The organism is Halalkalicoccus sp. NIPERK01, assembly GCF_030287405.1.
Lineage (GTDB): Archaea > Halobacteriota > Halobacteria > Halobacteriales > Halalkalicoccaceae > Halalkalicoccus.
Genome location: NZ_JASVVV010000002.1, coordinates 127,479 through 140,780, shown reverse-complemented (window position 1 = coordinate 140,780; position 13,302 = coordinate 127,479). Strand labels below are relative to the sequence as shown.

The following is a 13,302-nucleotide window of genomic DNA, read 5'->3' as shown; positions in this document are numbered from 1 at the left end:
TCATGGCCACGAGGGGTTACAATCGTTCGGAAATAACACCTCGGCTACCTGTAGGTCGCGCGAGCGATTGACGTTGACCGCGAGTCCGATCCGGTCGAGGGTGCGGATCGACTCTGGCCCCTCGCCGACCACGTTCACGCCCGTCGGCGCGACCCGCTGTCCCTCGTGCTCGAAGCTCCTATCGACGCTCACGCCCAGTTCGCGTTTGCGCTCGACCGGCACGCAGACGGTCAACGACCCCGGTCCGTGGGCGTCGAGCGCGAGTCGCACGTCCGCCGGGGTGAGCAGCGGGAGGTCGGCCGTGACCGTCAGCACCGGCCGTCCCACCCGCGCGAGCGCGTGCGAGAGGTCATCGACGTAGCCCTCGCCGGGCGTCTCGACGACCGGAACCCGCCCGTCGAGGTGGGCCCGTGTCTCGGGGGTGTGCGGTGAGGGCGCGGCGTGGACGGCGTCGGCGACCGGCGAGACGGCCGCGATCACCCGGTCGACCATCGGTTCCCCTCCCACTTCGACGAGCGGCTTCTCGCCCATCCCGAGGCGGGTGCCTCGCCCGCCACACATCACCAGAGCGTCCACGCGACCACCCCCGCGTGGAGCGCGACGACCCGCCCGGCCTCGTTCGCCGCGCCCAGCACGTCGCCGCTGATCCCGCCCAGCCGTCTGGTCGCCCACTTGCCGACGAGAACGGCCGACAGCGTCGCACCCGCGACGGCCGCGAACGTCGGAACCGAGACGGCCGCCGGAAGCGCCACGGCGAGCGGACCGGCGAGCGCACCCGGCCCCTGTCCGACGAACTGCGAGCCCATTCCCTCGTGGGCGGGGTCGCCGAGACAGCACAGCAGGGCGACCGAGAACTTCGCGCCGACCTCGGCGGCGATCACGATTCCGGCGGCCGCCGCGAGGGGCAGGGCCGCGAGCGCCAGCCCCGCGAGCGCCAGTCCCGCGAGGACGACGCCGAGCGCGAGGATCGCGCCGACGCCGGTAGTGGTATCGCGCATGACCTCACGGCGTTTCTCGCTCCCGCCGTGGACGACCGCCGCGTCGCCCAGGTCCGCGACGCCGTCGGCGTGGTTGATCCCCGTGAGGAGGTAGATCGAGAGAAGGAAGGCGAGCGCGACGGTCGGGGCCGGAATCGGGAGGAGCAGGGGCACGGCGAGTAGCGCTCCCACGAGGTAGCCCGCGAGCGGAAACGCGGCCGGCGTCCGCCGAAACGCCTCCCAGGCGCGTTCGTCGTGACCGACCGGGAGCCGGGTGAGGAAGCCGAGCGCCCCACGCAGCGCGTTCAGAACCACGCGAGCACCCCCGAGAGCAGGTACGCGAGTGCTCCGGCGAGGGCGACGATCCGAACCCCTCGTCGGGCCTCCGCGACCGTCGGCAGCTCTCTAGAGCGATTCAGGATGTAGACGTCGGGTTTCTCGAGGCGAACCCCCAGAAGGACCGCGAGCGTCGCCATCGGCCAGCCGGAGTTCGGCGAGGGCGGGGCGCGCGCCCACCGGCGCGCGCGGAGGGGTGCCATCGGTTTCCGGGCGGCCAGCGCGAGCAGGACGGCGCTCGCGCGTGCGGACAGGTACATGACGCCGTCGTCGAGGCGGGCGCTCGCGGTGCCGTGGGGCTTTTCGGGGTAGCCGAGCATGGAATCGAGCGTGTTGACCGCCTTGACCCACGCCGCGCCCCCGGCCGCGAGCGCGAGCGAGAGCGGCGCGAGCGACGCGAACGCGCCGAGGGGTGCTACCAGCCCGTCGGCGAGGTTCTCGGCGCTACTCTCGACGGTGGCGCTCCGTATCTCCCCCGCTGAGAGTTCCTCAGGGCTGCGCCCGGCGAGCGCACGGACCGACTCGCGCGCCCGCGGGAGGTCGCGCTCGCTCTCGGCGATCACCTCCCTCGCGACGTCCAGTAACATCCGCAGGCTCGTCGAGACGAACAGGACGGTTCCGGCGACGAGGATCCCGACGAACGGGTGGACGAGGGCGGCGAGCGCGACCGTTCCGGCGGCCACCCCCGCGGCCAGCGCGGGGAGCAGGAGGGCCACGCAAGCGCCGACGACCCGCGGGCGGCCCCACTCCCGATCCACCCGTTCGACGGCCCGTCCGAACCACGCGACCGGGTGAGCCCTCGCGGGTGGTTCTCCCAGCGCGAGTTCGAGGCCGACCGCGAGCGCGAGCGCCGCGAGCGCGCTGCTCATCGCCCTCCGAGGAGCGCGGGCACCTCCGAGAGCGCGACCCCGTCGAGGAGTATCGCCCGGCCGCCACACGCCTCGATCCCGCCGTCCTCCGGCGAGTCCCCGACGTGGGTGAGGTCCGCGACGGGGCGGTCGAGACCGGTGGCGACCGCCTCGAACGCCTCCGGGTGGGGTTTGCGCCAGCCACAGCCCACGCTCGTGACGACCGCGTCGAACTCCCCGCGCAGGCCCGCGCGGATCAGCGTTCGGGCGACCAGTTCGGGTACGCTGCAGTTCGAGAGCAGACCGACGGGACCGTGTTCGCGCGCCGCCGCGAGCGCTTCCGTGGCCCCCTCGCGGGTCTCGACGGTAGGGTCGAACGCCGCGATCACGGCCCGCCGGGCGACGTTCCCCGGGGCCTCGACGCCGCAGGCCGAAAGCGCGCGGGCGACGTGGGCGGGCAGGGGCACCTCCGCGCCCTCGGGCGCGTCGATCTGGGGGGTGCGATAGGCCTCCTCCCACCCGTCGGGGACCGTCACGCCCCGCGATTCGAGTTCGGCCGCGATCGCCCGCGCCGAATCGTCCGGTTTGGGCGCGCGCACGAGCGTGCCGAAGAGGTCGAACGAGACTGCCACGACGGTGTGATCGACGAACACGGACTTGAATCGCTCGGTCACCTCCGGCGGGCGACCCCAACCCGGAGGCGTGTTCGGATCGCCGATCCGCGATGCGAACGCAAGCAGAAACGTGAGGTGGCTCGCCGTTCGACCACACGCGATTATCGATGGAGAGGAGACGATCATGAGCATCGTCGCCAGTATCGCGTCCTCGAACGGATCGCGGCGGCGTCACCGAACACGTCCTCTCGCCGGACGGACTCCGGGAGGAGCCGACGACACATGACGGGAATCGGACGACCGCTGGGCCGGCGCGACCTGCTCGCGGGGATCGGGGCGGCGGCCGCCGCGTCGCTCGGGGGCTGTTCGGCGCTCGCGAAGACCCCGCCGGGGCCCCGACTTCGGCTCGCCACGCTGTACCCGCCGGTCACCCTCGACCCGATCGAGGCGAAGTACGTCGGCTCGAAGCAGGTCATCAACCGGGTCTTCGACGGACTGTACGCCTACGGCGAGGGCGGAGACGTCGTCCCGCGGATCGCGAGCGGCCAACCGACCGTCTCGGCGGACGGCCTGGAAGTCGAGGTCGCGATCGACGAGCGGGCGCGCTTCCAGAACGACAGCCCGATCACGCCCGAGGACGTCGCGTACTCTTTCGAGGCGCCCGTCGAGGAGGACGCCGCTACCGAGTGGACGGTCGACATGATCGAGTCGGTCGAGACCGTCGACGACCGGACGGTCCGGTTCCGGCTCGGAGACCCGTACCCGGCGTTTTCCCACGCGCTCACCCGGCCGATCGTCCCCAAGGAGGACCGCGAGGCCGATCCCGAACGGTTCGCCACGGCGCCGGTCGGGAGCGGCCCCTTCGAGGTCCGGAAGTTCACCGAGGAACGGAAGGCCCAACTCGCCCGCTGGGACGACTACTGGGGCGAGTCCCCGCCCGCGATCGCACAGCTCACCGTCGTGTACGTCGAATCGCCGCTCACTCAGATGATGGGTCTGCGGACCGGCCGCAGCGACGCCATCGAGCCGATCGGGCCGCAGGTGGCGAACGACATCCGGGACGTGACGAACGCGACGGTCGCGCGCCGAGACGGCTACCGGAGCCTCTATCTCGGCGTCAACCTGAACACCGGCCCGACGACGAAACCCGAGGTCCGGGAGGCGATCGACTACTGTCTCGACGTCGACGAGGCCGTCCGGGAGTTCGTCGAACCGATGGGCGAACGGGTCTACAGCCCGCTCCCGCGTCGGGTCGCCGAGGAGTGGGACCTGCCCGTCGAGCGGTGGGCCGAGATCCCGAACCCGAAGAACGTCGAGCGTGCGCGGGACCTGTTCCGGCAGGCCGACGAGACGACCGGCCAACTCAAGATCCTGACGTCGAAGGACCCCATCCACAAGGAGTTCGGCGAGGCGCTCGCCGGCGGGCTTCGCAACGCCGGCCACGGCGCGCTCGTGGCGTCGAAACCGTGGAAGAGCTACCTCGAGACGTACGTCACGGGGTCGAAGCGCGACTATTCGGTGTTCGTCGGCGAGATCACGGGCACCTCGGATCCGGACTCGTTTCTGTACCCGACGTTCCACGAGAACATGGCCGGGACGACCAACGGGGTCTTCGAGCGCGACGACGAGGTGATGGAACCCCTCTCGGAGGCCCGGGCGACGACCGACCGAGACCGCCGACGGGACCTCTACGAAACGGCGATCACGAGACTCCTCTCGGATCGGGCGGTCGTGCCGCTGTGTTCGCTCGACAACAGCTTCGCGACGACCGACCGGGTCCGGAACTTCCGGGTTCATCCGATCCCCGAGGTCAATCCGCGACTCGCGGGCACCGACCCCGTCGTGGAGGTCAGGTCGTGAGCGAGAACTTCGGCGTGGGGACGGCAGTCGCCCTCGGCGTCGGCGGGGTCGTCGGCGGGGGGATCTACGCGGCGATCGGCATCGTCGTGGCCGCCGCCGGCGTGTTGACGTGGTTCGCCTACTCGCTCGCGACCGTCGTCGTGCTCTGTTGTGCCTACTCGTACGTCAAGCTCAACGACGTCACCGACAGCAGCGGCGGCTCTGTCTCCTTCCTCGAGGAGCTGACCGACCGAACGACCGTCGCGGGCGTCATCGGCTGGACGCTCGTCGTCGGCTACATCGGCACGATGGCGATGTACGCCTACGCCTTCGGCGCCTACGGCCAGATGATGCTCGGCATCGAGTACGTCTGGGGGCTGCCGATCCGCCAGTTCCTCTCCGTGCTCGTCGTCGCCGTCTTCGTCGGCCTGAACCTCTTGGGTGCCGGCTCGACCGCGGCCGTCGAGCGGTATCTCGTGTTCGTCCAGGCGGGCATCATCGCCGTCTTCGGCCTCGTCGCGCTCTGGTTCGGCTTCTCGAACCAGATGCTTCAAGTAGGGTTCTCCGAACTCGCCCGGTCGGTCTCGAGTTTCGATTTCAACCCGATCATCGCCGCCTCGGTCGGGTTCGTCTCCTTCGAGGGGTGGCAGCTCCTCTTCTACGACCAGGAGCAGTTCGAGGACCCCGACGAGACGCTCGCGAAGGGGATCTTCATCTCGATCCCGGTCGCCGCGTTCATCTACATCCTCGTCGGGTTCGTCATCACGAGCCTCCTCCCAGAGGAGGTCGTCGCCGCCCAGCCCGAGGCGGCGCTGCTCTACGGGGGGCTCGTCATCTCGAAGTGGCTCGCGTTCGCGGTGGGGATCGCGGGGCTCATCTCGACGGCCAGCGCGATCAACTCGACGTTGTTCAGCGAGGCGATCTTCGCGAAGAACCTGATCGCCGACGGGATCCTCCCCGACCGCATGGGCGATGCCGACGAGCAGGCCGCCCCGACCCGGACGGTCCTCGTCATCGGCCTCTTCACGGCGGCGTTTACCGTCCTCGGGAGTCTCGAGGCCGTCGTGGAGTTCGCCTCGCTCGCGTTCATCGCGGTCTTCGGGGCGATGAGCGCGCTCGCGCTCGCGAACCGCGATCGGGGCGACATCAACGTGCTTCCGCCGCTCGTCGGCACCGTCGGGTCGGCCGCCTTCTTCGTCATGCTCACGTGGTATCTCTACGCACAGCTCCCGTCGGTCTTCTGGCTCGTCGTCCTCATCGCGGCCGCGGTCTTCACCGTCGAGGCGGTCTACTTCGAACGCGAGTCGATCGAGCAGGGGCTCCGCGAGGCCGAACGACAGCTCTGACCTGGCGGAGGACCCTCGGAGGGCGTCGTTCCAGGGGAAACCGACCGCCTCAGCGAACGACGTTCGCCTCCAGATCGCGCGGGAAGTAGGTGAGTGGCTCGATCCCCTCTTCGGTGATGGCGATCGTATCCGAGTGTCTGTAGCCCGCCTCCTCGGTGTAGATCCCCGGCTCGATCGTGTAGACGTGACCCGGTCGCATGGTCGCGTCCGACTCGTCGTAGCTCGTCGTTTCGCTCCCACAGTGGGCGGCCCATCCACGGTCGATGTACGGCGGTTCGTGGGCCCCGAGCCCGATGTTGTGCCCGACGTGGTGGCGCGCGAGGTCGGTGATCCCCTGCTCCTCGAAGTAGCTCCACACCGCCTCGTCCACGTCCGCGAGGGGGACGCCCGGCCCGAGCGCCTCGATGGCGATGTCCTGCGCTTCGAGCATGAGTTCGAAGTAGTGGGCCTGCTCGTCGGTGGGCTCGCCGACGAACATGGTGCGCTCCAACTCGGAGCGGTAGCCGTCGACGTTCGCGGTCGCACCTGTAATGAGAACGTCGCCCTCCCGGAGGCGCTGGTTGGGCGTGTGGCCGTGGGGCAGGGCGGTCTCGTGGGCGCTGATGTAGCCCGCCTGCACCGGGCCGCTCGCGCGCACCCGTTCGACGAACCGGTCCCCGAGGGCGTCGAGCATCGCTCTCGACGCTTCCATCGAGGCGCGCTGGCTCACGGTCGCGGGGTGGGCGCCGGGCTCGGTGAAGTCGGCGAGATAGCGGTGGCCGAGGTTCGCCCACGTCGCGGATTCTCGAATGAGATCGATCTCGGCCGCCGACTTCCGCCAGCGCATCCGCGGGACCCACGACTGGGTCTCGACCTCCACGACCTCCGAGAGCGGGGGTCCCTCGTAGCCCATGACGCCCGGCGCGCCGTCGGCGTCCGCCAGGACCGACCCGGCACCCATCCCCCGGAGCATCTCTGCCACCGTTTCGATCGGCTTCCCGCCGGGATAGTCGAAGTAGTCGTGGACGCGGTCGACCCTGGGGTTCCCCTCGCATCGCTCGACCTCCAGTCGCGGGACGGTGATCGCACACGCCTCGGGAGCGACCCCGAGGACGACGGGGCGTTCGGTCTGGACGTGGGCGAAGCCGGTCAGGTACTCGATGCTGGTCGCGTCGAACCAGACGCCGGCGTCGGCGTCGCTCGCCGCGATCCGCTCGCGGACGCTCGCGAGGCGCGCGTCGAACTCCTCGTCGAGGAGGCGTGTCGGCATACCCGCAGGGTTCGGGGAATCCTCGCTTAAGCCTCCCGACCCGCGTCCGGAGCGTCTCCGAACGGCGGGATTAAGGCCAGCCCAGCCCACTCCCCCATATGAGCGACGGGTTCCTCTCGCGGCTCCTGCGTGGTGGGTTTCGCGAACAGGCGACGCGCCTGCGGATCGACTGGATGACCCACACCGACGAGCGGGTCATGGAACTGCTCGAGGACGGACCGGCGACGCCCCCCGAACTCGCGGCGACCCTCGAGAAGAGCGAGGAGTACGTCGCCGACCGGTGTCGCCAGTTGGCGATCCGCGACCTGCTCTCCCGCGAGGACGACACGTATCGACTGACGGACCGCGGCGCGGCCTACCTCGCTGGCGAGATCGGGGCGGAGGAACTCGCCGAGGACGGCGAGGGCTGAGCGCCACCAACGCCACCCGGTGCAACGAGAACGCCGAGGTCGCGGGGCCGGTATCGTCCCGGAGGCCCGTTCGAGGCGGTCACTCGTCCTCGTCCGTCTCGATCTCCTTCAGCTGCTCGGCCTCGGTGAAGACGTAGTTCCCGATCAGCAGGCTGCTGGTCATGCTCGTCAGCCCGCCGGCACCGAAGATCATCGCCATGATGACGAACTGGTAGAGCGCGGCGTAGATCGGGTTCTCGCCGGCGAGGATCATCCCGGCCATGATCCCCGGGATCCACACCCAGCCGAGGCTCTTCAGCGAGTCGATGACGGGGATGAGCGACGCCTGCACGCCCGTCTCGACGTGCCGCGAGATCACCGCACTGGGCGGCGCGCCGAGCGAGAGGCCGACCTCGATCTCCGCGCGGTTCGACTCGATCTCGCTTTTGAACCGGTCGAGCGCGAGCGAGTTGATCTGCATCGCGTTGGCGATGATCATGCTGCCCACTGGAACGAGGTTCCTGACCGTGGCCTCGATCGCCCCCGCGAGCGTCATCGTGACGATCACCAGCCCGGAGCCGGTGACGATGGCGAAAAACGAGACGCGGGTGACCCCCGGGAGTCCCTCGCCCCGGTTCTTCGAGATCCACGTCGCGCCGACCATCATCCCGAGGAGGATGAGCGCGCTCCAGGCGAACTCGACCGTGAGCAGGAGCCCGACGATCGACCCCATCGCGACGATCTGTACCAGCCCGCGAACGAGCGCGACGCCGAGTTCGCGTTCGAGCGTCAGCCCCCGGAGGTGCGAGATCCCGACGACGAGCGCGGCGAGGACCGACGCGACGGCGACCTGTACCAGCCCTCGGACCAGTACCGGGTCGGTGAGCTGAGCGGCGAACTCGCTCGCCAGGGACGCCATCACGCGAACACCTCCTCGATCGGGCCGATCCGATCGGCGCGGCCCTCGCGCATCGAAAGCGCCCTGTTGCCGATCCGTTTCGCCTGCTCCTCGTCGTGGGTGACGAGGACGACCGTCAGATCGAGGTCGCGGATGAGGTCGGACAGCAGCGATTCGACGCGGCGTTCCGATGCGGAATCGAGGTGGGACGTCGGCTCGTCGAGGAGCAGCACGTCCGGCTCGGTCAGCAGGGTTCGAGCGATTGCGACGCGCTGTTTCTCGCCGCCCGAGAGCTCCTCGACGTCGCGGTCCCCGTAGCCACCGAGGCCGAGGCGATCGAGGAGGCCGCCGACCGCCTCCTCGTCGACCGAATCCCCACGGAGTCGCGGCCCCCGGGCCACGTTCTCGAAGACGGTGCCGGGAACGAGGGCGGGGTCCTGCGGGACGAACCCGACGCGTCGTCGAAGCTCACGCGGCGGGATCGACCGGTAGTCCTCGCCGTCCACCAGCACCGTTCCGCCGGTCGGCTCGTCGAGCCGGTTGAGCAGGCGGAGCAACGACGACTTCCCGGCCCCCGACGGGCCGACCACGACCAACACCTCGCCCTCGGCGACCGAGACGGAGAGGCCGTCGACGATGGCCTCGCCGTCGACGACCCGCGTGAGGTCCCGCGTCTCGATTTTCGGCGTCATGTCGGCGTCTCGACCGCGAGCGTGAAAATCGATTCGAACGGGAGGGCCGCTTCGCTCGCCGAGCGAGTCTACAGAAGTCCGCTCTCCCCGATTCGAACGGGGGACAAGCCGATCTACAGTCGGCTGCTCTACCAGGCTGAGCTAAGAGCGGCGACACCTACAGGTCGTGCGTTTTCGGACTTAAACGTTGTTATTCACGGGACTCCTCGCCGGACGCCCCAGCGGGAGACGAGCGTCAGACACGATCCTAAACGTTCATATATCCCGGCTCGCTATGAACACCTAGTTCGATGAGCAAGATCACCTTCCGCGCGGACGACGACCTCGTCGCACGCATCGAGGCGATGGACGCCTCGAAGAGCGAGGTCATGCGCGAGGCGCTCCGCGCGTACCTCGGGTCCGCCCCCGCGGACTCCCCCGGGGAGGACTCGCTCGATACGCTCATCACCGACCGGATCGACCGCCGGATCGCCGACCGCCTCGACGATCGCCTCGCAACCGACGTAAACGTCACCGTGACGGTCGAGGACGACCGTATACGACACGACGACGGACCGGCGCAAACGCCGCAAACGGTCGAGCAGGCCCCTTCGGATCCGCCGCCCGAGCACCACTGCGTCCAGTGTGGCGAGACCGTCGACGACGACCACGTCTACTGTCCGAACTGCGGCGAGAAGGCCGATACCCCCGCGCTCTGTGAGTGTGGCGTCGAACTGCGAACCGACTGGGCGTTCTGCCCGAGCTGTGGGCGTCGGACGCCAGCCGCCGACGTCCTCGACCGTTGAGTTGTAGCTCGGCCGGTAGTTTTAATAGTTCGCGGCAGTACGCTATGGTTATGTAAGACACGTCTTACACGCTAGCCACCCAACTCGCCACGGATGGGGCGGGTTTGGCTATCCTGTAAGACAGAATGGCCGCGATACGGTCCTCGTCTTACGCCAGGGGAAGACATCATGGAACGTGTGACACTGCGAATTCCCGAACAACAGATAGAAGAGGTCGAACGGATGGTCGAAACGGGGCAGTTCCCCAACCGCAGCGAGGCGATTCGCGCCGCGGTACGGGAGATGCTCAACGAACGGGGCGTGAGCCAGGACGCTCAAGGCACCGAACGCACGTGGGCGAAGGTGTGACGATGCAGGACATCGTCCGCGACGCGCTCGACAACGCCGAAGCAGAACAGGAACGGAAACGCGAACTCGGCGAGGCCGACGAGTTCGGCGACCCCCGTATAGTGATCGTCGGCTGTGGCGGTGCCGGCAACAACACCGTCAACCGGCTGTACAACATCGGCGTCGATGGCGCCGACACGGTCGCGATCAACACCGACAAACAGCACCTCCAGATGATCGAGGCCGACACGAAGATCCTCGTGGGCAAGTCGCTCACGCAGGGGCTCGGCGCGGGCGGCGACCCCGAGATGGGCGAGCGCGCCACCGAGATGGCCACGGGCACGATCGAGGAGGTGCTTGGCGACGCCGACCTCGTGTTCGTCACCGCGGGCATGGGCGGCGGCACCGGCACCGGCGCGGCACCCGTCGTCTCGAAGATCGCAAAGAGCCAGGGGGCGATCGTCGTCGGCATGGTCTCGACGCCCTTCAACGTCGAGCGCGCCCGAACGGTGAAGGCCGAGGAGGGCCTCGAGAAGCTGCGCAACGAGGCTGACTCGATCATCGTCCTCGACAACAACCGCCTGCTGGATTACGTCCCGAACCTCCCCATCGGCAAGGCCTTCTCGGTGATGGACCAGATCATCGCCGAAACGGTGAAAGGAATCAGCGAGACGATCACCCAGCCCTCGCTGATCAACCTCGACTACGCCGACATGACCGCGATCATGAACCAGGGCGGCGTCGCCGTCATGCTCGTCGGCGAGACCCAGGACAAGAACAAGACCGACGAGGTCGTGCGCGACGCGATGAACCACCCGCTTCTGGACGTCGACTACCGGGGTGCGTCGGGTGGCCTCGTCCACATCACCGGCGGCCCCGATCTCACGCTCAAGGAGGCCGAGGGCATCGCCGACAACATCACCGAGCGCCTCGAGGCGAGCGCGAACGTGATCTGGGGCGCGCGCATTCAGGAGGAGTACAAGGGCAAGGTGCGGGTGATGGCGATCATGACGGGCGTCCAGAGCGCCCAGATCCTCGGGCCCTCCACCCAGAAACAGGCCGACCGCTCGCGGGCGTCGATCAACGGCGAACGGGTCAGCACCGGCGCACAGAGCGACGGCGGCCAGGACGAACTCGAACGGAACAACGGGCTGGACGTCATCCGCTGACGCGACGGCCTTTCCTTTCCGCCCTCCGCTTTTCGACCCGGTAGCCGACGGCTTCTCCGATCACCAACGCTATGGGCCGTCGGACGCCTCTCCCGCCATGGACGCGCTCGTCTTCGCCGCGGGCGAGGGAACGCGGCTCCGACCGCTCACGGCTACGAAGCCGAAACCGATGCTCGAAGTCGGTGGCGAACCGATCCTTACCCGCTGCCTCCGGACGCTGACCGATCTTGGCGCCCGGCGGTTGATTGTTGTCGTCGGTTACTGCAGCGACCTCGTAACTGACTACTACGGCGACTCGTTTTCAGGGATCCCGATTGAGTATGTCCACCAGCACAAACGCGAAGGGATGGCCCATGCGCTGCTGACCGCCGCTGACCGGGTTTCCGGCGACGTGATGCTGATGGACGGCGACAGTGTCTTTGATTGTGATCTCTCGTCACTTGTCGAGTGTCACCGCAAACGTGATGTCGACGGCACCGTCCTGCTCGAACGCGTCCCCCGTGAGGCCGCGCGCTCGAAGGCGATCTGTAGCTGTGACAACGAGAGCACGATCCATCGGATCGTCAACCGTCCCGACGATCCCCCGGACCCGTCGTACGTCGCAGCCGGGTTTCAGACGGCGACGCCCGCGTTGATCGACGCCTGTCGTCGTGTCGAACGTTCGCCCCGTGGGGAGTACGAGATGGCGGCGGCGATCCAGTACGCGATAGACAACGGCGAGCGACTCCTCGGCATTGAACCGAAGGGATGGCATCTAAATGTTAATACGCCCGCTGATCTCGAACGAGCACGGGAGTATTTCGAAAACTGACGAACAGCGTTTACGGCACGCAACCCGCCTACACCGCCTCGATCGCCTCCAACAACGAGCACTTCCGGCAGACCTCCCGGGTCGTCGTCGAGCCACACCGCTCGCACTCCCCGAGGTCGGCGCTCCGGTCGTCGTACTCCTCCGAAACAATCCCCCCTAACTCCTCGTAACCGGCCATGATCGAGTGGCGCGTTCCGGGGTGATTTTCCTCCAACTCGTAGAGCAGGCGCTGGATCTCCCCCCGGTAGGCCTCGCTCGAGTGGGGACACTCGGTGATGTGGGCCGGCAGATCGAGGAGGTGGGCGTACAGCGCGACCTCCTTCTCGGGGACGTCCCGCAGGGGTTTGGCCCGGGGGACGAACTCGTCGCCTTCTTTTCGTTCACTGAATCCTCCGAGCGAGGCGTCGAAGTGTTTCGCGATCTGGGCGACGTCCCCCTCCAGAAAGTTCATCAGCGCGGTCTGGGCCTCGTCGTCGAGGTTGTGTCCCGTCAGCAGTTTGTCCGCGCCGAGTTCCTCGGCGTACGTCGAGAGGAGATCACGCCGGAAGACGCCACAGTACGCGCAGGCGGCCATGTCCTCGGGGTCGTCTTCCACTACTTCGTCCATCCGAACCCCAAATTCGTCCTCGTAGCTGACGACCTCGTGGCGGACCCCCAACCCCTCGGCGAGTTCGACGCAGGCCTCCAGGCTCCTATCGCGATAGCCCTCGATCCCCTCGTGGATCGTCAGGCCGACGAGTTCGACGCGGGGGTCCTCCTCGAACGTCTCGTGGAGGACGTGGGTGAGTACGACGCTGTCCTTGCCCCCCGAGAGGCCGATCACCCACGTTTCCGGATCCTCGGGGGTCGCGTCGCCCGAGAGCAGCGAGTCCTCGCGGACCCGCTTTCTGACCCGGCGCTCGACCGACTCGCGGAAGTGGGTCTCACAGAGATGTGCCCCGGAGTACGCCGCGTGCATGACCGCCTCGCGGTCGCACTTCGTACACTCCATCGCCCGATCCTTGCCGATCCCCGTGCATGAC

Annotated in this window: 15 protein-coding genes and 1 tRNA gene; 7 read left to right on the top strand and 9 right to left on the bottom strand. The window is 68.2% G+C overall.

The window, feature by feature from the left end; translation table 11 throughout:
* From QRT08_RS06710 to QRT08_RS06695, 4 genes are read right to left on the bottom strand one after another with little or no spacing between them, the layout of a single operon-like run.
* Window positions 1-561 (bottom strand): NTP transferase domain-containing protein, encoded by a 561-nt coding sequence (locus tag QRT08_RS06710; protein ID WP_286045164.1) that lies wholly within the window; start codon window positions 559-561, stop codon window positions 1-3.
* The gene (gene cobS / locus QRT08_RS06705) at window positions 561-1,292 is read right to left on the bottom strand and encodes an adenosylcobinamide-GDP ribazoletransferase (protein WP_286045163.1); all 732 of its coding nucleotides are present in this window, start codon (window positions 1,290-1,292) and stop codon (window positions 561-563) included. The genes QRT08_RS06710 and cobS overlap by 1 nt, the downstream gene beginning before the upstream one ends.
* Entirely contained in the window at window positions 1,283-2,182 is a 900-nt protein-coding gene (gene cbiB / locus QRT08_RS06700) for an adenosylcobinamide-phosphate synthase CbiB (protein ID WP_286045162.1), read from the bottom strand. Before cbiB ends, cobS begins: the two co-directional genes overlap by 10 nt.
* Window positions 2,179-2,793 carry an HAD family hydrolase gene (locus QRT08_RS06695; protein ID WP_286045661.1) on the bottom strand — a complete coding sequence of 205 codons (615 nt, stop codon included), beginning with the start codon at window positions 2,791-2,793 and terminating at the stop codon, window positions 2,179-2,181. The genes cbiB and QRT08_RS06695 overlap by 4 nt, the downstream gene beginning before the upstream one ends.
* A gap of 264 nt (window positions 2,794-3,057) precedes the next feature.
* Here QRT08_RS06695 and QRT08_RS06690 point away from each other — a divergent pair, with 264 nt between their 5' ends.
* Both QRT08_RS06690 and QRT08_RS06685 read left to right on the top strand, forming a co-directional pair.
* Window positions 3,058-4,635: an ABC transporter substrate-binding protein gene (locus QRT08_RS06690; RefSeq protein WP_286045161.1), complete on the top strand. Its 1,578-nt coding sequence runs from the start codon at window positions 3,058-3,060 to the stop codon at window positions 4,633-4,635.
* The gene (locus tag QRT08_RS06685; RefSeq protein ID WP_286045160.1) at window positions 4,632-5,960 is read left to right on the top strand and encodes an APC family permease; all 1,329 of its coding nucleotides are present in this window, start codon (window positions 4,632-4,634) and stop codon (window positions 5,958-5,960) included. Before QRT08_RS06690 ends, QRT08_RS06685 begins: the two co-directional genes overlap by 4 nt.
* A gap of 49 nt (window positions 5,961-6,009) precedes the next feature.
* Here QRT08_RS06685 and QRT08_RS06680 read toward each other — a convergent pair whose 3' ends face one another.
* Entirely contained in the window at window positions 6,010-7,209 is a 1,200-nt protein-coding gene (locus tag QRT08_RS06680) for a M24 family metallopeptidase (protein ID WP_286045159.1), read from the bottom strand.
* A 98-nt stretch (window positions 7,210-7,307) separates the two neighbouring features.
* On the opposite strand from QRT08_RS06680, the gene QRT08_RS06675 reads away from it, so the two are divergent.
* A complete protein-coding gene (locus QRT08_RS06675) occupies window positions 7,308-7,619 on the top strand; it encodes a phage repressor protein (protein ID WP_286045158.1) in 312 nt (103 codons plus the stop codon).
* Window positions 7,620-7,698: 79 nt separating this feature from the next.
* On the opposite strand, the gene QRT08_RS06670 is transcribed toward QRT08_RS06675, so the two are convergent.
* From QRT08_RS06670 to QRT08_RS06660, 3 genes are all read right to left on the bottom strand, one after another.
* Window positions 7,699-8,517, bottom strand: a complete 819-nt coding sequence (locus QRT08_RS06670; RefSeq protein WP_286045157.1) for an ABC transporter permease — start codon at window positions 8,515-8,517, stop codon at window positions 7,699-7,701.
* Window positions 8,517-9,188 carry an ABC transporter ATP-binding protein gene (locus QRT08_RS06665; protein ID WP_286045156.1) on the bottom strand — a complete coding sequence of 224 codons (672 nt, stop codon included), beginning with the start codon at window positions 9,186-9,188 and terminating at the stop codon, window positions 8,517-8,519. Before QRT08_RS06665 ends, QRT08_RS06670 begins: the two co-directional genes overlap by 1 nt.
* A 77-nt stretch (window positions 9,189-9,265) precedes the next feature.
* Window positions 9,266-9,339 (bottom strand) — tRNA-Tyr (locus QRT08_RS06660).
* 139 nt (window positions 9,340-9,478) lie between these two features.
* Here QRT08_RS06660 and QRT08_RS06655 point away from each other — a divergent pair.
* From QRT08_RS06655 to QRT08_RS06640, 4 genes are all read left to right on the top strand, one after another.
* Window positions 9,479-9,973: a double zinc ribbon domain-containing protein gene (locus QRT08_RS06655; protein WP_286045155.1), complete on the top strand. Its 495-nt coding sequence runs from the start codon at window positions 9,479-9,481 to the stop codon at window positions 9,971-9,973.
* Window positions 9,974-10,141: 168 nt separating this feature from the next.
* Entirely contained in the window at window positions 10,142-10,321 is a 180-nt protein-coding gene (locus QRT08_RS06650) for a ribbon-helix-helix domain-containing protein (protein ID WP_286045154.1), read from the top strand.
* Between the two features lie 2 nt (window positions 10,322-10,323).
* Complete coding sequence (gene ftsZ, locus QRT08_RS06645) at window positions 10,324-11,469, top strand: cell division protein FtsZ (protein WP_286045153.1); 1,146 nt, start codon at window positions 10,324-10,326, stop codon at window positions 11,467-11,469.
* Window positions 11,470-11,566: 97 nt separating this feature from the next.
* Window positions 11,567-12,280 (top strand): sugar phosphate nucleotidyltransferase, encoded by a 714-nt coding sequence (locus tag QRT08_RS06640; RefSeq protein WP_286045152.1) that lies wholly within the window; start codon window positions 11,567-11,569, stop codon window positions 12,278-12,280.
* Between the two features lie 28 nt (window positions 12,281-12,308).
* Here the strand turns inward: QRT08_RS06640 and ncsA are convergent, their stop codons facing one another.
* A complete protein-coding gene (gene ncsA, locus QRT08_RS06635) occupies window positions 12,309-13,271 on the bottom strand; it encodes a tRNA 2-thiolation protein NcsA (RefSeq protein WP_286045150.1) in 963 nt (320 codons plus the stop codon).
* Window positions 13,272-13,302: the final 31 nt, after the last annotated feature.

What these genes read in the sequence shown, in the direction of transcription:
- QRT08_RS06670 (WP_286045157.1), bottom strand. Translation starts at nt 8,517, where the DNA reads ATGGCGTCCCTGGCGAGCGAGTTCGCCGCTCAGCTCACCGACCCGGTA.
- ncsA (WP_286045150.1), bottom strand. Translation starts at nt 13,271, where the DNA reads ATGGAGTGTACGAAGTGCGACCGCGAGGCGGTCATGCACGCGGCGTAC.
- QRT08_RS06680 (WP_286045159.1), bottom strand. Translation starts at nt 7,209, where the DNA reads ATGCCGACACGCCTCCTCGACGAGGAGTTCGACGCGCGCCTCGCGAGC.
- QRT08_RS06675 (WP_286045158.1), top strand. Translation starts at nt 7,308, where the DNA reads ATGAGCGACGGGTTCCTCTCGCGGCTCCTGCGTGGTGGGTTTCGCGAA.
- cbiB (WP_286045162.1), bottom strand. Translation starts at nt 2,182, where the DNA reads ATGAGCAGCGCGCTCGCGGCGCTCGCGCTCGCGGTCGGCCTCGAACTC.
- QRT08_RS06690 (WP_286045161.1), top strand. Translation starts at nt 3,058, where the DNA reads ATGACGGGAATCGGACGACCGCTGGGCCGGCGCGACCTGCTCGCGGGG.
- QRT08_RS06650 (WP_286045154.1), top strand. Translation starts at nt 10,142, where the DNA reads ATGGAACGTGTGACACTGCGAATTCCCGAACAACAGATAGAAGAGGTC.
- QRT08_RS06710 (WP_286045164.1), bottom strand. Translation starts at nt 561, where the DNA reads ATGTGTGGCGGGCGAGGCACCCGCCTCGGGATGGGCGAGAAGCCGCTC.
- ftsZ (WP_286045153.1), top strand. Translation starts at nt 10,324, where the DNA reads ATGCAGGACATCGTCCGCGACGCGCTCGACAACGCCGAAGCAGAACAG.
- QRT08_RS06665 (WP_286045156.1), bottom strand. Translation starts at nt 9,188, where the DNA reads ATGACGCCGAAAATCGAGACGCGGGACCTCACGCGGGTCGTCGACGGC.
- QRT08_RS06640 (WP_286045152.1), top strand. Translation starts at nt 11,567, where the DNA reads ATGGACGCGCTCGTCTTCGCCGCGGGCGAGGGAACGCGGCTCCGACCG.
- QRT08_RS06655 (WP_286045155.1), top strand. Translation starts at nt 9,479, where the DNA reads ATGAGCAAGATCACCTTCCGCGCGGACGACGACCTCGTCGCACGCATC.